This window comes from Microcella sp. (assembly GCF_046293215.1).
Classification (GTDB): domain Bacteria; phylum Actinomycetota; class Actinomycetes; order Actinomycetales; family Microbacteriaceae; genus Microcella.
In genome coordinates, this window is sequence record NZ_JBKBPI010000002.1 from 279,336 (window position 1) to 301,623 (window position 22,288).

A 22,288-nucleotide genomic window follows, 5' to 3' on the forward strand; every position below is an offset into this window, starting at 1 on the left:
GGCCGATCAGACCTTCGGGCGCGAGGCGAACGTCTGGAAGTACTTCTGCGGCTCTTCGCGCGCCGCCAACGTGACGTTGTCGCGGCCGAGCACCAGGTTCCAGAACCACCCGCTGACGACGCGAATCTTGCGCTCCCACATGGGGATCGCGAGCCCGTGATAGCCGCGGTGCGCGACCCACGCCGGGAAGCCCGTGATGGCGAGCTTGCCCGACTGGAACACGCCGTAGCCGAGGCCGAGGCCCGCGACAGCGCCGAGGTTCTTGTGCACGTAGTCGTGCGTCTCTTCGCCCCGCAGGACGGCGACGAGGTTCTTCGCCAGGCGTTTGCCCTGCCGAACCGCGTGCTGGGCGTTCGGCACGCAGTAGCCCCCGACGCCGCCGCCGGTCAGGTCAGGCACGGCCGAGACGTCGCCGGCTGTCCATGCGCCGTCGATGATCGTGCCGTCTTCATCGACAACCCGCAGGTCAGCGCGGGCCCGAATGCGCCCACGCTCTTCCAGCGGGAGGTCGGTGCCGCGCACGACGGGGTTCGCCATGACGCCGGCGGTCCAGATGATGAGGTCACTTGCGAAGCTCTCACCGGTCGACAGCTCGACAACGCCATCAACGGCGCTCGTCAGCTGAGTGTCGAGGTGAACGGTTGCGGCGCGCTGGGCGAGGTTCTTCAGCACCCACTTGCTGGTCTCGAGCGAGACCTCGGGCATGATGCGGCCCATCGCCTCGATGAGGTGGAAGCGCGTGTCGTCGATCGTGAGCTGCGGGTAGTCCTTCAGCAGGGCGCTCGCGAGGCTGCGCAGCTCGGCGAAGGTCTCGATGCCGGCGAAGCCACCACCGACGACGACAACCGTGAGCAGGCGGTCGCGCTCGGGCCCGGCGGGCAGGTTGGCCGCGCGGTGGAAGTTGTCGATCAGACGGTCGCGCACGGCGACGGCCTCCTCGATCGACTTCATGCCGATCGCCACGTCTGCCACGCCCGGGATGGGGAAGGTGCGCGAAACGGCGCCCGCGGTGACGACGACGTGGTCGTAGTCGAGGTCGTAGGAGTCGCCGATCTCGGGCTGCACCGTCACGGTGCGGGCCGCGTGGTTGACGGCGGTCACCGAGGCCGTGATGACACGGGTCTTCTTCAGGTGACGACGGTGCGACACGACCGAGTGGCGCGGCTCGATCGAACCGGCGGCAACCTCGGGCAGGAACGGCTGATACGTCATGTAGGGAAGCGGGTCAATGACGACGACCTCTGCCTCGCCCTTGCGCAGATGCTTTTCGAGCTTCAGGGCGGTGTAGAAACCGGCGTAGCCTCCACCGACGATCACGATTCTGGGCACGACTGACGTCTCCTTGGGTGGTGAGGGAACCCGCCTAATCTACTGCCTCCGCGCACGACTGACGAACCCGGCGGTCAGTAGCGCCAGCGCGGCGATTCCGGTCAGCCCCGTCATTCCGATCAGAACAAGCACCGGGATGCGCGGCGCGCTCAGCCGCCACGCGCCCTCAATGGCGGCGACCGTGCCGTCAACGGGCACGTCGCGCGCGATCGGGGCGCGAGCATCGCGACCGGTCAGGCTGGGCAGCGCGCCGTCCGCGCGACGGTTCACGACAACCCACTCGGCGAGGGTTCCGAGGGGGTTGGCGTCGACGCGCGGAACGTCCGCGAAGATGGCGCCGCGCGCATCCACGAGGCCGTATCCGTAGATGGGATCGGGCACGCGGTCGGTGACGGGGCGCGCGGTGGCGAGGATGCGCTGGATCACGTTGGGGGCGTCGAGGTCAGGGTAGGCCGCGCGCACGAGCGCGGCGATGCCGGCGACGATCGGGGTCGCGCCGCTCGTGCCCTGCCAGATGACGTACCCGCCACCGGGAACGGCGCCCACCAGTTGCTCGCTCGGCGCCATGACACCGATCGTGATGCCCTGCGAGGAGGCGCGATCGCTTGCGATGCCCTGACGGTTCACCCCGCCGACCACGAGCACGCCCGGCATCGTCGCGGGGGCTCCGACCTGTTCGGTGCCGCTCCCCCGGTTTCCGGCGGCAGCGATGACCACGACGTCGTTGGCTTCCGCGTAGCCGAACGCGTCGTCCCAACTTTCCGGCCACTCGACCGTGTTGCGGGTGAGCGAGAGCGAGATGATGTCGGCGCCCTGGTCGACACTCCAGCGCACGGCGTCGGCGATCTGGTCGTCGCCGCTGCGCGCCGACTCGACGCCGAACGCCAGCGATACCGTGAGAATCGTCGCTTCGGGGGCCGCACCGAGCACCCCGCCACCGGGGCCGAGACCCCTGCCTGCCGCGAGGCTCGCCACGCGCGTGCCGTGGTCGCTGCCGATACCGACCGGCTGGGTACCGTCGGGCGAGCCAATGCCGCTCACATCGGTGCCGCCGACAACCACACCGGCGAGGTCGGGGTGCGAGGCGTCGACCCCCGAGTCGATGATCGCGATCGTCACGCCGGCACCCCGCGTGGCCGCCCACGCGCCTCGGATGCCGTACTCGTCGAGCCAGTACTCGCGGTCACGGATGCTCGTGGCCGCGACCGGCTCGTCGGTCACGATCGCGCCGGCGCCGGCGAACAGCGCCCCGCCCACGAGGGCGAGGGCGGCGGCCGCAGCTACGCGCCGCGCTGATCGGGGGCGCACTGGCACACCTCGGGACTCCACGTGCAGGCGGCCAGCGCGAGGTCGCCGATGGGATTCACTCCCGGTCCGGCGGCGAGGCTGTGCCCGACCAGAGCGTGCAAGCACTTGACCCGCGTGGGCATCCCGCCCGCCGAGTAGCCCTCAACCTCCTCGACGGGGAGGATGCCGTTGCGGTCGGCGAGATACTGCTCGTGCGCAGCCCGGTAGGCGGCAGCGAGCTCGGGATCTTCGACCAGGCGCTGCGAGTACTCGGCCATGATGCCGCTTGCCTCGAGCGTCGACACCGCCGCCGTCGCCGCCGGGTGGGTCAGGTAGTACAGGGTCGGAAACGGGGTGCCATTGCCGAGTCGAGGCCTGGTCGCGACGACGGTCGGCGCGCCACAGACGCAGCGTGCGGGAATGCCGATGACGTCGCGCGCGGGGCGACCGAGCTGCGCCGACACCACGGCGACGTCGCGGTCGGTGAATGGCTCGAACGGCGGACGAGTCACGGGGTTCCTTGCACGATCGGGGCGATGAGGTCGTCAGCCTCGCGGTCGGTGAGCGCGGCGGTCATGACGCTCAGAAGCACCGCGCGGCTCCAGTCGACGCGGGTCGACTGAATTTCGTCACTGATCGGCTGAAGCGGATCGAGTTCGATGGTCTGACCGTCATCGATGACGAGATAGCTGATGTCGCCCGGGTAGACGTACAGCAGGCGGTCACGCGCCTGCGCCTCAATGAAGGCGGGATCCTGCCAGCGGTCAATCTCGACGGCAAGACCGTCAACGAGTGCCTGCTGCTCGGCGACGCGCTGCTCGAGCGCCGCCAACTCTTGACGCTGTTCAACAAGCACGCGCAGGCTCGGGGCGAGGACGACAAGGGCCCCGATGATCAGGATCAGCACCGTCACGGTCAGACCAGAGACGTGCAGGTTACGAAACCACGGCGTCTGCGCCGGCGCATCGTCGGGCAGGGCGACGGGGATTTTCGGGGTGCGTCGCGCCATGCCCCCAGGGTACGCGACGGGCCCGCCGCGATTCAGTCAACGCGGCGGGCCCGGGGCGGTGTTCTGTGCGGTTACGCGGTGAAGCGCGGGAAGGCCGAACGACCGGCGTAGACAGCCGCCTCGCCCAGTTCTTCCTCGATACGCAGCAGCTGGTTGTACTTCGCAACGCGCTCGCTGCGGGCGGGCGCGCCGGTCTTGATCTGGCCGCAGTTCGTGGCGACAGCGAGGTCAGCGATCGTCGTGTCTTCGGTCTCGCCCGAACGGTGCGACAGCACCGCGGTGTAGCCGCTGCGCTGCGCGAGAGCCACAGCATCGAGCGTTTCGGTGAGAGTACCGATCTGGTTGACCTTCACGAGCAGCGAGTTCGCCGTGCCGCGAGCGATGCCGTCGCCGAGGCGCGCCGGGTTCGTCACGAACAGGTCGTCGCCGACGAGCTGCGTGCGCGAGCCGATCGCCGCGGTGAGAGCCGCCCAGCCCTCCCAGTCGTCCTCCGACAGGGGGTCTTCGATCGTAACCAGGGGGTAGGCGTCGAGCAGTTCGCCGTAGAACGCCGACATCTGCTCGGCGGTGCGCTCACTGCCCTCGAAGCGGTACGAACCGTTCTCGAAGAACTCGGTCGCGGCGACGTCGAGGCCGAGCGCGATGTCGGTGCCCGCGCGGAAGCCGGCCTTCTCGATCGCGGCGACGAGGAAGTCAAGCGCCGCCTTCGTTCCGGCGAGGTCGGGCGCGAAGCCGCCCTCGTCGCCAAGCCCCGTCGAGAAGCCCCCCGCCTTCAGCTCGCCCTTGAGGGCGTGGTAGGTCTCGGCGCCCCAGCGCAGGGCCTCGGTGAAGCTCTCGGCGCCGACCGGCAGGATCATGAACTCCTGCACGTCAACACCGGTGTCGGCGTGAGCGCCACCGTTGATGACGTTCATCATCGGAACAGGCAGCAGGTGCGCGTTCGGGCCGCCGACGTAGCGGAACAGCGGCAGGTCGGCCGAGTCGGCGGCCGCCTTGGCGACGGCGAGCGAGACGCCCAGGATCGCGTTCGCCCCCAGCTTCGACTTGTTGTCGCTGCCGTCGGCAGCCTTCAGCTCCGCGTCGATGAGGCGCTGATCGCTGGCCTCCAAGCCCTCGATGGCGGGGCCGAGCACGTCGAGCACGGCGTCGACGGCCTTCAGCACGCCCTTCCCGAGGTAGCGACCCTTGTCGCCATCGCGCAGCTCGTACGCCTCGAAGGCTCCGGTCGATGCGCCGGAGGGGACGGCGGCGCGCGAGACGGTTCCGTCGTCGAGCAGCACCTCCACCTCGACGGTCGGGTTGCCACGGGAGTCGAGAATCTCGCGAGCGCCTACGGCCTCGATTGCAGCCACGGAAGGTCTCCTAACGGTGGTGGTGGGGTTTCGGCCTCGACGCGAGCGAGGCCGCAGACCAGCCTACTCGCCGAGCGCGCGCCACTGCAGGGCGTCGACGCCGCGCTCGCCGGCCCGCACGCTCGCGAACCGCGTGTAGCCGTCGGCCTCGAGGCGCTCGAGCAGGGCCCGCATGTTCTTCGACCGGGTAACGACGCGCACCCGATCGCCGCCGACGACGAGGGCCCGCTTCAGGGCGATGGTGTCTGCCGGCGCGACGTCTTTGTCGACGATGAGGGCGGAGCCGCCGCGTGCATCCTGCCCCGCCGCCACGAGGTCAACGAGCCGCTCGAAGCCGAGCGAGAAACCGCAGGCGGCGACGTCGGTGCCAGCGAAGCGGCCGATCATGCCGTCGTAGCGACCACCACCGCCCAGCGAGTATCCGAGCTCGGGGTGCGCGACCTCGAAGATCGGGCCCGTGTAGTAGCCCATACCGCGCACGAGGAACGGGTCGAACGCGAGCGGCACGTCGGCCCCGACCGCGTCGGCGATCGCGGCGAGGTCGGCGACGGCCTCATCGTCGACGCCCTCCGGCAGGGATGCCCGGATCGCCTCGGCAGTCACCGCCGTCGTCGCGCTCTGGCCGGCCGCCGCCGCGACGAGCGCCGGCACCTCGGCGAGGGCCGCCACTGCGGCCTCGGGGAGGCCACGCTCGCGCAGTTCGGCGAGCACGCCATCGACGCCGATCTTGTCGAGCTTGTCGAGCGTGATGAGCACGGCCTCGCCCTGCTCGGGGGGGAATCCGAGCGCCCCGAGCATGCTCGTCAGCAGACGCCGATCGTTGATGCGAATCGTGCAGCCGGGAACACCCAGCGCAGCGAGCGCGTCAACCGTTGCCGTGATGAGTTCGGTCTCGGCCACGATGCCCGCTTCGCCGATGATGTCGATGTCACACTGCACAAACTGCCGATAGCGGCCCTTCTGAGGACGCTCGGCTCGCCAGACCGGGGCAATCTGAATGGCCCGGAAGACGCTCGGAAGCTCGGCACGGTTGCTCGCGTAGAAACGGGCAAGCGGCACCGTCAGGTCGAATCGTAGGCCGAGGTCGGCGAGGTCGAGCGGCGCCGCGGCGCTTCGCAGGTCGTCGATCGTGAGGCCACGCTTCATGACGGCGAAGGCGAGCTTCTCGTTGTCGCCGCCGAGACCGGCGTGCAGGCGAGACGAATCCTCCATGACGGGGGTCTCGATCTCGTCAAAGCCGTGGCGCCGGTAGGTGTCACGGATGGTGGCCAGCAGGGCCTCACGGTGGGCCTTGTCGGCGGGCAGGATGTCGCGCATGCCGCGGGGCGGCGTCACGGGCGAAGGCATGACGGCGATTCTCTCACGGGGCGCCGCGCAGCCCGACGTGAGCGAGCGGTCTCGGCACCGCGTCAGGCGACGCGGCTCCCCCGGGGCAGTGAGGCTGCCGGCGTTCTCGTGCGCGCGACCGCTGCGCCGAGCGCTGCACCGGCGAGCAGGAGGTGAACGCCAAGCCCCACGAACCAGCTCGGCACGCTGGAGTTGTAGATCTCCTCCGGCGTCGGGCCCTGCACCCAGTTGTTCTGCCACTCGCCACGGGCGTCGGCACACTCGTCGTAATCCTGCGGGGGCTCCGGCGGCTGCTGGGCAGCCCGCACCGCGAATGAGATCGCGCCGAACAGGTCGCCGGGGTTGCCCCACTGGTCCCAGACCGGCGGCGAGGCGTCGGCGAGCACGACGTACGGGTTCGCGGCGAGGAACCCCCACACCCGGTCAGTGCGCGGCACTTCGTAGCTCTGCTCCTGCCGCTCGTCGCAAACGATGGTTATCCACTGACCCGTCTCCTCGTCGAACTCGCTGGCGTCGTAATCGAGGGGGGTGTAGGTATAGGTGACCGTCGTCTGCGCCGCCAGCGACCCCAACCCAAACGCGATGAGGGTGCCCACACTGAGGGCCGCGACCACGAGGTAGGTCGTGACGACCGAGAACAGGGGGCGGGTGATGAGGGCTGAGGCGCCCACACCCACAGCCGCCACCACGCCCAGCAGCAGCACCAAAACCCCGAGGGAGGCCACGAGCGTGTCGGGCCGCACCTCACCGAGAATGACGGTGAACAGCATGGCCGGCAGGGAGGCTGCGAGGAACGTCAACGCCACCGTCCAGGCGGCGAGGAACTTGCCGAGCACCAGCTGTGTTGTCGTCACGAGGGTGACCTGCGTCGTGGCGAGGGTGCCCGCGTCGCGGTCACCGTTGATCGCCGCCCCGCTTGTCGCCGGGGTGACCAGCGACCCGACGAGCAGCACGAAGAAGATCAGGGTCGAGTAGATTCCGGCGCTGGCGAGGTCGTCACCGCCGAAGGCGGGCAGGGCGAACCACAGCAGCACGGTCACGACGCCGACGAGCACGAACACGACACTGACGAGCACGAGCCACGAGACGGATCGGATGCGCTGGCGCAGTTCGAGCTGAACGATCGTGCCGAGAACGGCCAGGCGCGGGCTCATCGCTCGCCTCCCTTCGCGAGGTCGAGGAATGTCTGTTCCAGGTCGCCAACGGCCGGTCCGTATGCGGTGATCGCGACCCCCGCCGAGACGAGCTGGCCAAGCAGCTGGGCGGCGTCGGCCTCGCCCGTGATCTCGACGAGGGTGCCGAGGTGGTCGGCTCCGATGACCGGGCAGCCGGTGTCGGCGAGCGCCGCCGTGAGGGCGCCCGCGTCGAGGGCGCGGATGCGCCAGCGGCGGGCGGATGCTCGTGCCCGGTCGACGCTTTCGGCGCTCGCCGTCGCGCCCTGATCGAGGTAGACCGCGGCATCGCTCATCTCGTCGAGTTCGGCGAGCACGTGGCTGGAGAGCAGAACGGCGGCGCCCTCGGCGGCGAGCTCGCGCACGAGGACGCGCAGTTCGACTCGCGCCGCCGGGTCGAGGCCCGAGGCGGGCTCGTCGAGCAGCAGAACCCGGGGGCGATGCACCAGGGCGCGGGCCAGGCTGAGCTTCTGCTTCTGGCCGCGGCTGAGCACCCGACTCGGCTGGTCGGCGAGCGGCCCGAGCCCGATGCGGTCGATGAGTTCGGTGGCGCGCGTGCGAGCGTCAGACGGCGTGAGTTCGTAGAGGCGCGCGGTGGTCTCGATCGACTGTCGAACGGTGAGACTGCCCCATGAGCCGAGCACGTCGGGCATCCAGCCGGTCACCTGGCGCACCGCACGCGCATCGGTGAGGGGGTCGTGTCCGTCGATGCGGATCTCTCCCGCGTCGGGCTTCAGCAGGGTCGCAAGCATCAGCAGCAGGGTCGTCTTGCCGCTGCCGTTCGGGCCGATGAGGGCGGTCACCTGGCCGAAGTGAGCCTCGAAGGTGGCGTCGCGCACCGCGTGCACGTCGCCGAACGAGCGGGCGACGCCGGAGGCGCTGATCGCGAGGGCGGTGGTCATGGCGCTTAGTCAAGCATCATTCAGGATGCGCGGCGTCACTTTCCGATTCCGACGCGCGGATGCGGTGCTCCAGTTCGCGGACGGCGCCGCGCAGGGCGCGGTCGACGTCGAGCCCGCGGGCACGGGAGTCGGCGACGAGCGCGAGTAGGCGTTGGCCGAGTGCGGCCTCGTCGTGGAGTGCGGTCTCGTCGTCGACTGCGCCCGCAGCAGGAGTGATCCGACCGGCGGTACTCGGGTTGCCACCTGCCTCGGCGCCCATGGCCGCGCCGTCGGTCAGGGCGATGCCGATGCGCTCGGCACGGCCCAGCACCTTCTCGGCGCGCACGAGCGTGGGCAGGGCTGCAGGGAGACCGTCGAGCGAGGATGCGCGGGTCGGCTTCTCCTTGCGCTTCCAGCGCTCCCAGTTGGCCGACACCTCCTCCGCGGTGTCGGCCCTGACATCGCCGAATACGTGGGGGTGGCGGCCAATCATCTTCTCGGCGCTGACGCGGGCGACATCCTCGATCGTGAAGGGCGCGTGCGGGTCGGCGGCGGCAATGTCGGCGTGGAACAGCACCTGGTAGAGCACGTCGCCGAGCTCTTCGAGGATGTCGTCGCGGGTGCCGTGCTCGATCGCCTCGACGAGCTCGTGACTCTCCTCGATGAGGTACTTCGCGAGGCTCTGGTGTGTTTGCTCGGCGTCCCACGCGCATCCACCGGGGGCACGCAGGTGGGCCATTACGGCGATCAGCCGGTCGAGTTCGGGATGCGGCTGGGGGGTCAGCTCGGGGGTCGGTTCAAGGGGCAGCTCAGAGCGCGGCTCGGGGGTCGCCATGCGGCCATCTTGCCAGGAGGGGCGTGAGCGGCCGTTCGTCCCCTGCGTGGCGTTGGCGCTGGGGCTGGGGCTGAGGGCTGAGGGCTGGAGTCTCGAGCGGCCGGGGCTCGAGCGGCCGGGGAGTCATCTCCCCCTGCTGGCGACTTCCACAGAAGCGGAACGGGCGAACGCGATTCAGCCGTTCCGCTGTTGTGGAAGGGGTGCGGGCGGGCGCACGGGTGCGGGCGGGCGCGCAGGTGCGAGCGGGCGCGCAGGTGCGAGCGGGCGCGCAGGTGCGAGCGGGCGCGCAGGTGCGAGCGGGTGCGGGCGGGTGCGGGCGGGTGCGGGCGCGCAGGCACACGGGCGCTGGCGGGGGCCACACACCGCGCTGCAGGGCGAGCGTGGGAGGGTGGGGGCGTGCTCGAGGCCGACCCGCTCACCCGCATCATCGCCGCCGTCGCGGCGGTGGGGCTCATCGCGGCGTTCATCGTGCGCGCTCGCCAGAAAGATCGGCGGCAGTTCCGGCGCTTCCGTCGCTACCGCTCGACCGCCAAGCGCCAGCAGATGATGAAGCGCTGGCTCATCGAATCGCTGGTCCTCTTTGGGCTGACGGGTGCCGCGATTCTCATCGCCACGCGCGACTACGTCGAACCGCTGCTGGTCGCCACCCAGCAGCTCGCTCCGATCGCTTCGGTGCGCGCGTGGCTCGGCGGCGGCATCGGGGTCGCACTCCTGGCGGCCACGCTCGTCGCCCTTGTCATCCTGACCGTGGCGGGTGTGCGCTCCGCGCGCAAAGAGGGCGGCGTCATCGTCGTCGGCGACATCGCCGCGCTCCTGCCGCGCAACCGGCCCGAGCTCGGCTGGGGCGCCGCCCTGTCGATCAACGCGGGGGTCAGCGAAGAACTGCTGTTCCGCCTCGCCCTGCCCGCCCTCCTCGTCATCGTGACCGGCGAGCCACTCAGCGCGTTCGGACTCGCCGCGCTCGTGTTCGGGCTGCTGCACGCCTACCAGGGCCCAGTCGGCGTCGCCGTGACCACCCTCGTTGGCCTCGCGTTCACGGCGGTCTACGTGCTGAGCGGCAGCATCCTGCTCGTCATGGCGCTCCACGCGCTGTTCGACCTGCGCACGCTCGTGATCATCCCCGCCGCCGTGTACCGCGTGCACGAGGTGCCCGGCACGGTCAGGTTTCCGAAGCCTCTACCGCTCGCGCCGCGCACGATCGACGAGCCCGCCGACAGCGCTCAGCCGGCCGACAGCACACACCCCGCCGACAGCGCTCAGCCGGCCGACGGCGCCGCCGAGGCCGACGCGTCGGACGCACCGCGAGCATCCGACGACGCGGCGCCCGCGTCATAAAGGTTCTCGAGCACCTGCCCCACCCACGAGATCAGGTCATCGTCCGACGCGTCCTTCGGCAGCGGAACCTGCGCGGTGCGCGTCTGACCCCACCACTTCGACCCCGGGTACATGCGCTGCAGACGCAGCTGCTTTGAGTCGGGCAGCTCGCGGCCCGCGAGCCGCAGGTTTGAGCCCATCACGACGACATCCGACAGGCCCACCTTCTGCGCGGTTCGGCGCAGCTGCGATACCCGCAGCAGGGCGAGCACCGGCTCGGGCAGGTCACCGTAGCGATCGGCGAGCTCCTCGCGCACCTGCTCGAGGGCCTCGTCGTCGCTCGCGGGCGCGGCCGCCGTCGACAGCTTCTGGTAGGCCTCCAGGCGCAGCCGCTCCGACTCGATGAACTCTTCGGGGATGCGCGCATCCACCGGCAATTCGAGGCGCAGTTCGGTCTGCTCTTCCGCCGCGTCGCCGCGGAAGACGCTGACGGCCTCGCCGATCATGCGCAGGTATAGGTCGAAGCCGACGCCGGCGATGTGGCCGGCCTGCTCGGCACCCAGGAGGTTGCCCGCGCCGCGGATCTCGAGGTCCTTCATCGCGATCGCCATGCCGCCGCCGAGGTCGCTGTTGGCGGCGAGCGTCTGCAGTCTGTCGTGCGCCGTCTCGGTCAGGGGCTTCGTCTCGTCGTAGAGGAAGTATGCGTACGCACGCTCGCGGCCGCGGCCGACACGTCCGCGCAACTGGTGCAGCTGCGACAGCCCGTACTTGTCGGCGCGGTCGATGATGAGCGTGTTCGCGTTCGCAACGTCGAGCCCGGTCTCGATGATGGTCGTCGACACGAGCACGTCGAACTTGCGCTCCCAGAAGTCGACCATGACCTGCTCGAGGGCGCTCTCGCTCATCTGTCCGTGCGCGATCGCGACCCGCGCATCCGGAACCAGCTCGGCGAGCGTCGCCGCCACCCGGTTGATGCTCTTGACGCGGTTGTGCACGTAAAACACCTGACCCTCGCGCAAGAGCTCGCGGTGGATCGCCGCCGCCACCTGCTTGTCGCTGTACGGGCCAACGAAGGTGAGGATCGGGTGCCGGTCCTCCGGCGGGGTCGCCAGCGTCGACATCTCGCGGATTCCCGTGACCGCCATCTCGAGGGTGCGCGGGATGGGCGTGGCCGACATCGCGAGCACGTCGACGTTGGTCTTCAGCTTCTTGAGCGCGTCTTTGTGCTCGACGCCGAAGCGCTGCTCCTCGTCGATGATGACGAGGCCCAGATCTTTGAAGGCGACACCCTGACTGAGGATGCGGTGGGTTCCGATCACGACGTCCACGGTGCCTCGGGCGAGCCCGTCGATCGTCTCCTTCGCCTCCCGGTCGGATTGGAAGCGGCTGAGGGCGCGCAGGTGCACGGGGAAGCCGGCGAAGCGATCGGCGAAGGTCTCCATGTGCTGCTTGACGAGCAGGGTCGTCGGCACGATCACGGCGACCTGCTTGCCGCCCTGCACGGCCTTGAAGGCGGCGCGCACGGCGACCTCGGTCTTGCCGTACCCGACGTCGCCGGCGAGCAGACGGTCCATGGGGATCGGCGACTCCATGTCGCGCTTGACCTCGTCGATCGTCGTCAACTGGTCGGGCGTCTCGGCGTACGGGAACGCCTCCTCGAGCTCGCGCTGCCACGGGGTGTCGGGCGGGAACGCGAATCCCTTGCTCGACATGCGCGCCGAATACAGCTTCACGAGCTCGACGGCGATGTCGCGCACAGCCTTGCGGGCGCGACCCTTCGCCGCCGCCCAGTCGCTGCCGCCCATCTTGCTGAGCGCCGGCGCCTCCCCGCCGACGTAGCGGGTGAGCAGGTCGAGCTGGTCGGTCGGCACGTACAGCTTGTCGCCCGGGTAGCCGCGCTTACTCGGCGCGTACTCGATGACGAGGAACTCGCGCGTCGACTTCTGGGCGTTGCGGCCGCCGCCGGTCGACACCTCGCGCTGCACCAGTTCGATGAACTTGCCGATGCCGTGGGTGTTGTGTACGACGAAGTCGCCCGCCTTCAGCTGCAGCGGGTCAACAACGTTCTTACGGCGGCTCGCGAGCTTCTTCGGCTGACGCGAGTCGTAGCCAACGCTGCGGCCGTAGAACTCGGTCTCGCCGAAGAGCCCGAGCTTCACATCGGGCAACTCGAAGCCCTGCTCGACGCTGCCGCGCACAAGGTACGCGACGCCCGGCTCGAGCTGCTCGGGCAGCGCGTCGACGGGGCGGGCGGCAGCGCCCGCATCGGCCAGGACATCGCGTGCGCGCTCGACGAGGCCGGGGCCGGCCGCCGCGACGATCATGCTCCAGCCGTCGGCCAGGCGATCGACGACGTGGTCGACCGCTCCCCCGCTCTTTCCGGCAAACGACGGCGGCGGGTCAGCGGCGACCCGCACCACGCCCGGCTCATCGGCGTCGAACTGGCTCACCGTCCACCACGCTCGATCCCCAGCGGACTCGCGCAGCGCGTTCACGGTCAGGAAGTCGCCGGCATCGAGGTCGATCGGTGACTCTGCCCCCGCGGTTGCCGCGTGCCAAGCCGCGCTCAAAAACTCGCGGTTGGTCTCGACCAGGTTGGCCGCTCGCGTCGCCACCCGCTCCGGCCCCAGCACGACAACGGCAGCCGTGTCCGGCAGGTAGTCGGTCAGGGGAACAAGGCGGTCGACGAGCGCCGGCGCGAGGCTTTCCATGCCCTCAACCGGGATGCCCTCGGCCACCTTCTCGAGAATCGACGAGAGGCTCGGAAACTCGTGCAGCATCTCGCGTGCCCGCTGCTGCACGCCGTCGGTGAGCAGCAGCTCGCGGGTCGGCGGCAGTTCGACGCGAGTGATGCCGGTGTCGGGCAGGGAGCGCTGGTCGGCCACCGAGAATTCGCGGATCTGGTCGACCTCGTCACCGAAGAACTCGACGCGAACGGGATGCTCGGCCACGGCCGGAAACACGTCCAGGATTCCGCCGCGCACCGCGAACTCGCCGCGACGGGTGACCATGTCGACGCGGGCATACGCCAGGTCGATGAGGCGACGAGTGACGGCGGAAAGATCCGAACCCCGGCCACCCAGGTCGAGCAGCACCGGCTCGATGTCGGTCAAGCCCGCGGGAAGCGGTTGGAGCGCGGCGCGCACGGAGGCGACGATGATGATCGTGCCGGAGGGAGCATCCGCCCAGTCGGCGAGCGCGCGGAGCGTGCGAATGCGCCGCCCGACCGTCTCGGCGCTCGGGCTCAAGCGCTCGTGGGGCAGCGTCTCCCAGGCAGGCAGGTCGAGCACCGTCGCGGCGGGGTCGAGGCAGGCCCACGCCTCGCGCACGGCGTCAGCCTCACGACCGGTCGCGGTGATCGCCAGCAGACACTGCGGACCACCCCGGCGTTCGAGCAGCCCCGCGACGAGCGGCAACCGCAGGCCGTCGACGGTCGAAAACTCCGCGGAGCGGTGTGCGTGGTCGAGAGCGCCGGAGAACGTCTGGGCGCGCGCAAGCGCCGGAATTAACCGCTCGAGAGTCACGTCGCGCAAGTGTACGCGCGTCCGACTGGGGGTCGGATGCTCGGGGTGCCGACGGCGAGGATCACGCCTTGGGCGCGTGGTGGCGCTGCTGCGCCGCGATGAGCCCGTCGTCGATGATGCGCTCGACGGCGTCGGCAGCCTCGTCGAGCACGAGAGGCAACTGGGCGCGCTCGGCCGACGGGAAGTCGCGGAGCACGTAGTCGGCGGCGCTCTGCTGCCCGGGGGGCCGGCCGATTCCGACGCGCACGCGAACGAAGTCGGGCGTGCCGAGCGCCTTGATGATGTCGCGCACGCCGTTCTGGCCGCCATGCCCGCCGCCCGCCTTGAGGCGCAGGGTTTCGAACGGCAGGTCGAGATCGTCGTGAACGACGATGACCCGGTCGGGCGCAATGCCGAAGTACGCCGCGGCCGACGACACGGGCCCGCCCGAGGTGTTCATGTAGCTGAGGGGCTTCACCAACACGAGCTTGGGGCCACCGGGCCGCAGCCGCGCCTCGGCCAGCATCGTCGTCGTGCGGTGGCGCGTCAGCCGGGCGCTCAGCCGCTCGGCAAGTACGTCGAGCACCATCTGCCCGACGTTGTGTCGGTTCCCGGCGTAGCCGGGCCCGGGGTTTCCGAGCCCGGCCACCAGCCAGGTATCGCGATCAGCAGCGGCCGGCGGCTTCTGCCTACCGAGTCCAAACATGCGGCGTGATCGCGGGGGTGTCGACTACTCGGAGTCGCTCGACTCGGCAGCAGCCTCGTCGCCCGCCTCGGCGGCCGGCTCGGCGGCCTCGGCGTCAGCGTCGCCCGCGGCGTCGTCCTTCGGCGCAGCCGGAACGGTGATGTTGACGACGAGCGCCTCGGCGTCGGTGACGAGGGTGGTGCCCTTCGGCAGCTCAACCTGGCCGGCGAGGATCTGCGTGCCCTCTTCCAGGCCCTCGATCGACACCGTGAACGCCTCGGGGATGTGGGTGGCCTCGGCCTCAACGGTCAGCGTGTTGTGGTCGACCATGTGGATCGTGCCGGCCGCCGACTCGCCCTCAACGTGCACCGGCACGTCGACGGTGACCTTCTCGCCCTTGCGCACGACGATGAGGTCGACGTGCTCGATGAGCTGGCGCACCGGGTCCTTCTGCACGTCCTTCACCAGGGCGAGCTGCTCGTCGCCGGCGATGTCGAGCGTGACGAGCACGTTCGACTTGCGCAGCAGCAGCGCGGTCTCGTGGCCGGGCAGGGTGATGTGGCGGGGGTCGGTTCCGTGGCCGTAGAGCACGGCGGGAATCTTGTCGGCGGCGCGCAGCTTGCGGGCCGCGCCCTTGCCGAAGGACGTGCGCTCGTCGGCGCTCAGGCGGTTCTCGTCAGCCATGGCTGTGTCTCCATCAGTGTTGTGGGCTCGTGGCCCGGGGTCGTTGTGTCAACTCGAACGCGTGTGCGCGTGAGGAACGACTCGCGTGCCGTACCCACCGCGTCGATCACGGCGCGAGCCCATGGGGCCGCGCCCTCGCCGAAGTTCAGTGGGTCAGTCTACGGCACGGCCCAGTAGCGCCGCGACCGCGTGGGCGAGCGCCTCGACACTCTGCGTACCGTCCACGACGGTCACGCCCGGCTCGTCTGCCGGGTGCTCGCGGGCGAGCAGTTGCGAGTCGAGCATCGTCGCCCGCATGAAGTGCCCGCTGCGGGAGTCGAGTCGTCGACGCAACTCCGCCTCCGGCACGTCCAGAATCACGATGCGGATGCCCGGCGCACCGTCGCGAAGCCGGTCGCGGTAGCGACGGGCGAGCGCCGAGCACGCGACCACGCAGGGCGCGTGGTCGCGTGCGGTGGCGGCCACAGCATCCAGCCAGGGTTCGCGATCGGCATCGGTCAGGGCCGTTCCGGCCGACATGAGGGCAATGTTCTCGTCGGGGTGCAGGTCATCGCCATCGATGAAGGGGACCCCCGCAACCGCGGCCGCCGCCCGACCGACCGTCGACTTGCCCGACCCGGACACCCCGGCGACGATCACACTGACGGCTGCGGTCATGCGCACCACGCTAGCCGGGGCGCGGAATCGAGGCGCGCAGCCAAGGCTCTAGGCTGGAAGGCGGCCTCGCCACCACACCCTCTAGAGGAGCCGCACGTGACCCAGCCCACCGCCAACATCGGAGTCGTCGGACTCGCCGTCATGGGGTCGAATCTGGCCCGCAACCTCGCCAGCCGCGAGGGGAACACGGTCGCCGTCTACAACCGCTCGTGGGAAAAGACCGAGACGCTCATCACCGAGCACCCCGAGGCGGGCTTTGTCGCGGCGAAGGACTACACCGAGTTCGCTGCGGCGCTCACGAAGCCGCGCACGGCGATCATCATGGTGAAAGCGGGCCGCCCGACCGACGCGGTCATCGACGAGCTCGTGCAGGTCTTCGAGCCGGGCGACATCATCGTCGACGGTGGCAACGCCCTGTTCACCGACACCGTGCGGCGCGAAAAGGCCGTGCGCGAGACGGGCATCAACTTTGTCGGCGCCGGCATTTCGGGCGGCGAGGAGGGCGCGCTGAACGGGCCGTCGATCATGCCCGGCGGCTCGGAGGAGGCCTGGCACACGCTCGGCCCCATCCTGAAGTCGATCGCGGCGGTTGCCGACGGCGAGCCCTGCGTGACGCACGTGGGCACCGACGGCGCCGGTCACTTCGTCAAGATGATCCACAACGGCATCGAGTACGCCGACATGCAGCTCATCGCGGAAGGCTACGACCTGCTGCGCCGCGTCGGTGGCCTCGAGCCGGCCGAGATCGCCGACATCTTCGCCGAGTGGAACACCGGCGAACTCGAGAGCTACCTCATCGAGATCACCGCTGAGGTGCTGCGCCAGGTCGACGCGTCGACGGGCAAGCCGCTCGTCGACGTGATCCTCGATCAGGCCGGCGCGAAGGGCACCGGCGCGTGGACCGTGCAGACCGCGCTCGACTTGGGGGTGCCCGTCTCGGGCATCGCCGAAGCCGTGTTCGCCCGCTCGCTGTCGTCAGCGCCGGCCCAGCGCGCGGCCGCCGCGTCGCTTCCCGGCGCGACGGAAACCTGGTCGGTGGATGATCGTGCCGCCTTCATCGAAGACGTGCGGCGCGCGCTCTACGCGTCGAAGATCATCGCCTACAGCCAGGGCTTCGATGCGATCGTCGCGGGAGCGGCCGAGTACAACTGGGACATCAAGAAGGGCGAGATCGCGAAGATCTGGCGCGCCGGCTGCATCATCCGTGCGCAGTTCCTGAACCGGATCACCGAGGCGTACGCCGACGATCCCGGACTCGTGGCGCTCGTCACCGCCCCGTACTTCGCCGACGCCGTGGCGAGCGCGCTGCCGTCGTGGCGCCGGATCGTCGCGGGAGCCGCTCTCGCCGGAATCCCGACCCCGGCATTCGCTTCATCGCTGTCGTACTACGACGGCCTGCGCGCCGAGCGGCTGCCGGCCGCGCTCGTGCAGGGCCAGCGCGACTTCTTCGGAGCACACACCTACAAGCGCGTCGACAAGGACGGCACGTTCCACACGCTCTGGTCGGGTGACCGCACCGAGATCGAGGCGGAAGACCTGCACTAGGGTCGCTCAGGCGGCGCGGCGCCCCCGGCGCCGGCGCGCGTAGCGCGGGGCGAACGCGCGGCGGGTGAGCGAGCCCGCCCCCGCGCCCAGCGGCGTGAGCATCAGCAGAATCGGGATGCTCGCCGCGATCAGCGCCGCTCCGCTCGCCCAGTGCAGCGCGAGCAGGTTGAGCCACGCGTCGAGCGCGGGCGGCGACGCCGCGCCGGTTGCGAGCGCGACGGCGGTTGCGGCGCTGACGTGCGCGAGCATCCCGAGCGGAAGTGTCGCGGCGAGGATGCCGACCACCGTCGTGAAGCGCGCCAGAACGACCCAGGTCAGCAGGAGGGCGAGAGCCTGCGCCACCGCACCGGCAACCCACACGGGTGAGGTCCACCAGCCGGGGTTCGGCACGGCGGTACCCAGCATGGCCGCTCCGAGTGTGAGAGGCACCCCCTGCCCCGCCCACACGAGCAGCCCGCTCAGCGCGGCCCACACCGGTACGCGGCGCCGAGGCACCGACACGGCGTCTGTGCTGCGTGTGCGTCGGGCAGTGACTTCGGCGGGTGTCCAGTCGGCATCGTCGGTGCCCAGCGGTCGCGGCGGCTGAATCGCCTGCGCGCGCACCCCGGCGATCGAAAACGGCGTCGCGACCACGTCGACGACGCCCCAGTGCGTGTCGACGGGGTGCGCGGGCAACGCGTCATCGTCAGGCTCGACCGGCCTCTGCTCGGCGTCGGGCGCGAACAGACCGTCGCCCGGACGGGCTGCCATGCGGTGCAGGTCGAACGCCGTGCGGGCGAGGGACACGTGACTGCTGCTGCCCCGCCCCGTGTCGCGAGCGTGCGCGATGCCCCGCACGGCGGCCGCCGCCGCGACCCAACCGGTCGCGTGGTCGAGCGCCTGCACGGGCAGCGCTGCAGGCGCCGCCTCGGGATTGTCCGCGGTCCGCACATCGGCGATACCGGTCACCAGTTGCACGAGACTGTCGAAACCGCGACGCTCGGCCCACGGGCCGATCGGACCGTACGCGCTGATCTGCACCTCGACGAGCCCCGGCCGCAACGCCGCGCGCGTGGCGGTATCCAGCCCGAGGCGGTCGAGCGCACCGGGGCGCAAACCGTGCACGAGCACGTGGCTTTCGGCAATGAGCGCGGCGAGGGTCGCGGCTCCCTCGACGTCGTGCGCGTCGAGACGTGCGCACCGCTTGCCCAGGGTCATATCGGGCTCAAGCGCCGGCTCGCTCCAGTCCGACGGGTCGATGCGCAACACGTCAGCACCGAGAAGCGCGAGCGCGCGGGTGGCGACGGGGCCCGCGATCACCCGCGTCAGGTCGAGCACGCGCACCCCGGCCAGCGGGCGCTCGACGCCCAGCTCGGGCCACGCTCGCTCGGCGCGCTCACCGACCGTGACGGTGACGAGCGGCTGCTCGGCCACCGCGCGGCCCTGAGGATGCTCGGACCACTCGGCCACCGATCGCAAGGCCGCCGCACACCCGCCGGCCGCCACGACAGACTCCTCGACCTCGCGCGCGCTCCAAAGCTCGATAGCGGCGGCCAGCTCGTTCCGATCAACGTCGTGCGGGGCCTCCCCGTCGGCGACCACTCTGTCAACGCCGAGAGCCGCCAGCGCTGCCGCCCGGTGCGCGGGAACGTTCATGTGCAAACGCACCCAGCCATCGGCGGCGCGGTAGTCGCCGCTCAACGGGTGCCAGGGTGACGGCAGCGGCTCACGCGGCCGCACCGCACGGTCGAACCACGCCGAGGCCAGCCGCGCGTCCACGAGCGGGGTCGCGTCACCCCCCAGCAGCTCGGCGACCGCGGTGGCGAACGTCGCCACGGCGGCCGACGCGAACGCCGACACCGGGTAACGCCCGTCGTAGGGTCCGTGGCCGATGATCGCGGCGCCGTGCGGCTCGCACAGGTCGGTCGGCACCGCCGGCGCGGCGGTAGCGGGCGCGGCATCCGGACGCGCCGCTCCGGCCGTCACGGGGCGACCGCCTCGGGGGCAGAGCGGGCGCGGAGGCGCACCGCGAGCATCCGCAGCACGAGGCCGACGGCGAGCAGGCACGCGGTGCCGAGGATCGACAGGGGCGGGAGCGCGGCAACCAGCACGACACAGCCGACCAGCCCCGCGATCGCGACGGCACGTGGTTGCCACCGTTCCGCCCGGGGCTGACGCAGGGCCGACAGGTGGGCGATCGCGTAGTAGAGCAGCACCGCCGCGCTCGAGGCGGCGACCAGGTGCGCCGGTTCCAGCAGCACGACGATGACGACCGCGAGCGTGGCGATGAGGCCCTCGGCAACGATCGGAGCGGACGTGCGCGGCGAGACGCGCGCGAGAAGACCCGGCAGGTCGCGCTCGCGCGCCATGGCGAGGCTCGTACGGCTGAGGCCGGCGAGGATTCCGACCAGAGAGCCGAGACAGGCGATACCGGCGATGATGACGACGAGCGGGGTCCACGCGGGCGCGAGCACGTCGGCGAGCGGAGCGGTGCTGAGGGCGAGCCGGTTCACCCCCAGTGTCGAGATGAGAAGCACGGCGACGCTCGCGTACAGAACGAGGACGATACCGAGGGCGATAAAGATGGCGCGCGGCAGAGTGCGGCGCGGCTCGACCACCTCCTCACCCAGGGTCGCCATGCGCGCGTAGCCGGCGAACGCGAAGAAGAGCAGGGCTGCCCCCTGCAGCACCCCGTAGGGGCTCGTGGGGTGCAGGATGCTCGTCACGGGATCGAGGTCGGTTGCGGCGCCGCCCGACACCGCCGTGATGAGCACGACGGCGAGGCCGGTCAGCACCGTCGCCACGATCACCATCGCCACCCGCGCCGTCGTGCGCACGCCGGCCATGTTGAGCGCGGCAAACAGAACAATGAGGCCCACCGCGACGGGAGTCGGCTCCGTCGGGTACAGGTAGGCGGCGGCAATCGACGCGATCGCGGCGGCCGACGCTGTCTTGCCAGTGACGAACAACCAGCCGGCGCTGAAGCCCGTCCAGGGCCCCACGTAGCGGCGGCCGAATGCGTAGGCTCCGCCCGCGACGGGGTGCGCCATGGCCAGCTGCGCGGAACTGAACGCGTTGAGGGTGGCGATGAGCGCCGCCAGCACGAGCGCGATGATCAGTCCGCCCCGCGCGGCGTCGGTCGCCGGACCCCACACGGCGAACACGCCTGCACCGATCATGGAGGCCAGGCCGATGCCGATCGCGCCGGGCAGGCGAACACGGCGCGCCAGGGCACCGTGGGCCGCGGGTACGGCGGTGGGGTGTGGCGTGCTCTCGTCTGCGGTTTCGGGTTCCGCGGGCATGGGCTGAACCCTACCCGGCGCAGGGGGCGAGCAGGGAGCGCGTGCCAGACTGGGCGCGATGAACGACGACCCGATCGAGCTGCGCGAGTGGCCCGACGACCCCGACCGCGACTCCAGCGCGGGCCTGTCACCGTGGGAGCGGCGCCGACGTGTCCTCCGCTGGGTGAGCATTGTGGCGATGCTGGCGCTCGTGATTCCGGGAGCGCTCGGTACGTGGTCGGTCGCGCGCAACACCGCCGCGCAGGCCTGCCGAATGGCGGTCGACTTCTATGCAGCACCCGGAGTGCCCTCTCGCATCGCCTTCGAGCTCACCGACCCGCGGCTACTCGGCTGGAACTGTTACGCCCTGTCGCCCGCCGGCGAGGTGCGCATCGCTGTGCTCGGGCTGATACCGGGCCGCCCCAGCCTGGAACCTCGCACCGGAACCTAAGGCCTCCCATGCCTCACCCCTACCACCGGTTGACGGTCGGCTTCCTCACGCAGCACGGGAAAGAAGCGGTCGTCGCGGCGGCACTCGAGCCGGCACTCGGTTGCACTGTCGCCCGTGTCGAGGGCTTCGACACCGATCAACTGGGCACTTTCACCCGCGACGTCGATCGTGCAGGAACCCAGTGGGAGGCAGCGCGCACCAAGGCGTTGACGGCCATTGAGCTGTCGGGGCATCCGATCGGGCTCGGCAGCGAAGGCTCATTCGACCGCCATCCGCTGCTCGGATTCGTCAGCCACAACCGCGAGCTCATCATGCTGGTCGATCGCGATCGCGACATTGAGATCATCGGGATCGCCGACGGGCCCTCACCGCACGTCCACGGGATCGCCCGCACGGGGGAAGAGCTGGACGGCATCGCCGAGCGCGCCGGGTTTCCCAGCCACTGGCTCGTGGTTCGCCCGAACGCGCTCGACGACCCGCGCTTCTGGAAGGGCGTTCGCGACCGTGACGAGTTGCGGCTTGCCTTCGACTGGGCGCGCGAGCTCTCTGACGACGGGGCGGTCGCCGTCGAATCCGACCTGCGCGCCCACGCCAACCCTCGACGGATGGAGCGCATCGCCGAGGCCGCTCGCGACCTCGCGCAGCGCGCAGCAGTGCTCTGCCCGGTGTGTGGATGCCCGGGATTCGGGCGGGTCGAGACCGTGCGCGGGCTCCCGTGTGCGGTGTGCTGGCTGCCCACCGCCATGGCACGCGCTCACGTGCACGGCTGCCCGCGCTGCGAGCACCGCGAGGTGCACGACATCCCGGGCAGAACGACGGCAGACCCGCAGTATTGCGACGCCTGTAACCCCTGACCGGGGCGGTCGGCGTGAGTCGACCCGGGCGGTCGCCTCGCCGCGCCTAGGTGTACCCGGTCATGACGTTGGTGTCACTCGGCTGATCGGTGGCAGGCCTCCGCAAGCGGTGTGTGCTCGAGC

General features: G+C 70.6%; 19 protein-coding genes. 4 read left to right on the forward strand and 15 right to left on the reverse strand.

The features are described 5' to 3' along the window. Positions 1-6 precede the first annotated feature (6 nt). The 9 genes from ACK4SC_RS03390 to ACK4SC_RS03430 form a co-directional block, all read right to left on the reverse strand. Complete coding sequence (locus ACK4SC_RS03390) at positions 7-1,329, reverse strand: NAD(P)/FAD-dependent oxidoreductase (RefSeq protein WP_409614801.1); 1,323 nt, start codon at positions 1,327-1,329, stop codon at positions 7-9. Between the two features lie 39 nt (positions 1,330-1,368). After that, positions 1,369-2,637 carry a S8 family peptidase gene (locus ACK4SC_RS03395; protein WP_409614803.1) on the reverse strand — a complete coding sequence of 423 codons (1,269 nt, stop codon included), beginning with the start codon at positions 2,635-2,637 and terminating at the stop codon, positions 1,369-1,371. Further along, positions 2,610-3,128: a DUF501 domain-containing protein gene (locus tag ACK4SC_RS03400; protein WP_409614805.1), complete on the reverse strand. Its 519-nt coding sequence runs from the start codon at positions 3,126-3,128 to the stop codon at positions 2,610-2,612. Before ACK4SC_RS03400 ends, ACK4SC_RS03395 begins: the two co-directional genes overlap by 28 nt. Continuing rightward, entirely contained in the window at positions 3,125-3,625 is a 501-nt protein-coding gene (locus ACK4SC_RS03405) for an FtsB family cell division protein (RefSeq protein WP_409614807.1), read from the reverse strand. The genes ACK4SC_RS03400 and ACK4SC_RS03405 overlap by 4 nt, the downstream gene beginning before the upstream one ends. Positions 3,626-3,696: 71 nt before the next feature. Continuing rightward, the gene (gene eno / locus ACK4SC_RS03410; RefSeq protein ID WP_409614809.1) at positions 3,697-4,977 is read right to left on the reverse strand and encodes a phosphopyruvate hydratase; all 1,281 of its coding nucleotides are present in this window, start codon (positions 4,975-4,977) and stop codon (positions 3,697-3,699) included. Between the two features lie 63 nt (positions 4,978-5,040). Continuing rightward, positions 5,041-6,324 carry a histidine--tRNA ligase gene (gene hisS / locus ACK4SC_RS03415; protein ID WP_409614811.1) on the reverse strand — a complete coding sequence of 428 codons (1,284 nt, stop codon included), beginning with the start codon at positions 6,322-6,324 and terminating at the stop codon, positions 5,041-5,043. Between the two features lie 62 nt (positions 6,325-6,386). After that, the gene (locus tag ACK4SC_RS03420; protein WP_409614812.1) at positions 6,387-7,478 is read right to left on the reverse strand and encodes an ABC transporter permease; all 1,092 of its coding nucleotides are present in this window, start codon (positions 7,476-7,478) and stop codon (positions 6,387-6,389) included. Continuing rightward, positions 7,475-8,398, reverse strand: a complete 924-nt coding sequence (locus tag ACK4SC_RS03425) for an ABC transporter ATP-binding protein (protein WP_409614814.1) — start codon at positions 8,396-8,398, stop codon at positions 7,475-7,477. Before ACK4SC_RS03425 ends, ACK4SC_RS03420 begins: the two co-directional genes overlap by 4 nt. Before the next feature lie 16 nt (positions 8,399-8,414). Then, the gene (locus tag ACK4SC_RS03430) at positions 8,415-9,212 is read right to left on the reverse strand and encodes a MazG family protein (RefSeq protein WP_409614816.1); all 798 of its coding nucleotides are present in this window, start codon (positions 9,210-9,212) and stop codon (positions 8,415-8,417) included. A 396-nt stretch (positions 9,213-9,608) separates the two neighbouring features. On the opposite strand from ACK4SC_RS03430, the gene ACK4SC_RS03435 reads away from it, so the two are divergent. Beyond that, positions 9,609-10,547, forward strand: coding sequence for a CPBP family intramembrane glutamic endopeptidase (locus ACK4SC_RS03435; protein WP_409614817.1), 939 nt, complete (start codon positions 9,609-9,611; stop codon positions 10,545-10,547). On the opposite strand, the gene mfd is transcribed toward ACK4SC_RS03435, so the two are convergent. The 4 genes from mfd to ACK4SC_RS03455 all read right to left on the reverse strand — a co-directional run bounded on the left by mfd (position 10,469) and on the right by ACK4SC_RS03455 (position 16,055). Next, on the reverse strand, positions 10,469-14,050 hold the full coding sequence (mfd, locus tag ACK4SC_RS03440; protein ID WP_409614819.1) for a transcription-repair coupling factor: 3,582 nt from the start codon (positions 14,048-14,050) through the stop codon (positions 10,469-10,471). The two genes, ACK4SC_RS03435 and mfd, sit on opposite strands and share 79 nt — an antisense overlap. A gap of 61 nt (positions 14,051-14,111) precedes the next feature. Beyond that, entirely contained in the window at positions 14,112-14,735 is a 624-nt protein-coding gene (gene pth / locus ACK4SC_RS03445; protein WP_409614821.1) for an aminoacyl-tRNA hydrolase, read from the reverse strand. A gap of 24 nt (positions 14,736-14,759) precedes the next feature. Continuing rightward, positions 14,760-15,398: a 50S ribosomal protein L25/general stress protein Ctc gene (locus ACK4SC_RS03450; protein WP_409614823.1), complete on the reverse strand. Its 639-nt coding sequence runs from the start codon at positions 15,396-15,398 to the stop codon at positions 14,760-14,762. Positions 15,399-15,551: 153 nt separating this feature from the next. Next, positions 15,552-16,055, reverse strand: a complete 504-nt coding sequence (locus tag ACK4SC_RS03455) for a gluconokinase (protein ID WP_409614825.1) — start codon at positions 16,053-16,055, stop codon at positions 15,552-15,554. A gap of 141 nt (positions 16,056-16,196) precedes the next feature. Between ACK4SC_RS03455 and gndA the strand changes: the two genes are divergently transcribed. Beyond that, positions 16,197-17,600 (forward strand): NADP-dependent phosphogluconate dehydrogenase, encoded by a 1,404-nt coding sequence (gndA, locus tag ACK4SC_RS03460; protein WP_409614860.1) that lies wholly within the window; start codon positions 16,197-16,199, stop codon positions 17,598-17,600. A gap of 6 nt (positions 17,601-17,606) precedes the next feature. Here the strand turns inward: gndA and ACK4SC_RS03465 are convergent, their stop codons facing one another. Together ACK4SC_RS03465 and ACK4SC_RS03470 are read right to left on the reverse strand one after the other, a co-directional pair. Then, positions 17,607-19,565 carry a CoA transferase gene (locus ACK4SC_RS03465; RefSeq protein ID WP_409614826.1) on the reverse strand — a complete coding sequence of 653 codons (1,959 nt, stop codon included), beginning with the start codon at positions 19,563-19,565 and terminating at the stop codon, positions 17,607-17,609. Continuing rightward, positions 19,562-20,881 carry an APC family permease gene (locus ACK4SC_RS03470; RefSeq protein ID WP_409614828.1) on the reverse strand — a complete coding sequence of 440 codons (1,320 nt, stop codon included), beginning with the start codon at positions 20,879-20,881 and terminating at the stop codon, positions 19,562-19,564. The genes ACK4SC_RS03465 and ACK4SC_RS03470 overlap by 4 nt, the downstream gene beginning before the upstream one ends. 58 nt (positions 20,882-20,939) lie before the next feature. On the opposite strand from ACK4SC_RS03470, the gene ACK4SC_RS03475 reads away from it, so the two are divergent. Next, positions 20,940-21,311, forward strand: a complete 372-nt coding sequence (locus ACK4SC_RS03475; RefSeq protein WP_096420896.1) for a hypothetical protein — start codon at positions 20,940-20,942, stop codon at positions 21,309-21,311. An 8-nt stretch (positions 21,312-21,319) separates the two neighbouring features. Then, a complete protein-coding gene (locus tag ACK4SC_RS03480) occupies positions 21,320-22,165 on the forward strand; it encodes a DUF6671 family protein (protein ID WP_409614830.1) in 846 nt (281 codons plus the stop codon). Positions 22,166-22,288 lie beyond the last annotated feature (123 nt).

Bases quoted from the DNA above. Each gene is read 5' to 3' on its own strand.
- ACK4SC_RS03405 (WP_409614807.1), bottom strand. From the start codon at position 3,625: ATGGCGCGACGCACCCCGAAAATCCCCGTCGCCCTGCCCGACGATGCG.
- hisS (WP_409614811.1), bottom strand. From the start codon at position 6,324: ATGCCTTCGCCCGTGACGCCGCCCCGCGGCATGCGCGACATCCTGCCC.
- ACK4SC_RS03420 (WP_409614812.1), bottom strand. From the start codon at position 7,478: ATGAGCCCGCGCCTGGCCGTTCTCGGCACGATCGTTCAGCTCGAACTG.
- ACK4SC_RS03425 (WP_409614814.1), bottom strand. From the start codon at position 8,398: ATGACCACCGCCCTCGCGATCAGCGCCTCCGGCGTCGCCCGCTCGTTC.
- ACK4SC_RS03430 (WP_409614816.1), bottom strand. From the start codon at position 9,212: ATGGCGACCCCCGAGCCGCGCTCTGAGCTGCCCCTTGAACCGACCCCC.
- pth (WP_409614821.1), bottom strand. From the start codon at position 14,735: ATGTTTGGACTCGGTAGGCAGAAGCCGCCGGCCGCTGCTGATCGCGAT.
- ACK4SC_RS03450 (WP_409614823.1), bottom strand. From the start codon at position 15,398: ATGGCTGACGAGAACCGCCTGAGCGCCGACGAGCGCACGTCCTTCGGC.
- ACK4SC_RS03455 (WP_409614825.1), bottom strand. From the start codon at position 16,055: ATGACCGCAGCCGTCAGTGTGATCGTCGCCGGGGTGTCCGGGTCGGGC.
- gndA (WP_409614860.1), top strand. From the start codon at position 16,197: ATGGGGTCGAATCTGGCCCGCAACCTCGCCAGCCGCGAGGGGAACACG.
- ACK4SC_RS03470 (WP_409614828.1), bottom strand. From the start codon at position 20,881: ATGCCCGCGGAACCCGAAACCGCAGACGAGAGCACGCCACACCCCACC.
- ACK4SC_RS03475 (WP_096420896.1), top strand. From the start codon at position 20,940: ATGAACGACGACCCGATCGAGCTGCGCGAGTGGCCCGACGACCCCGAC.
- ACK4SC_RS03480 (WP_409614830.1), top strand. From the start codon at position 21,320: ATGCCTCACCCCTACCACCGGTTGACGGTCGGCTTCCTCACGCAGCAC.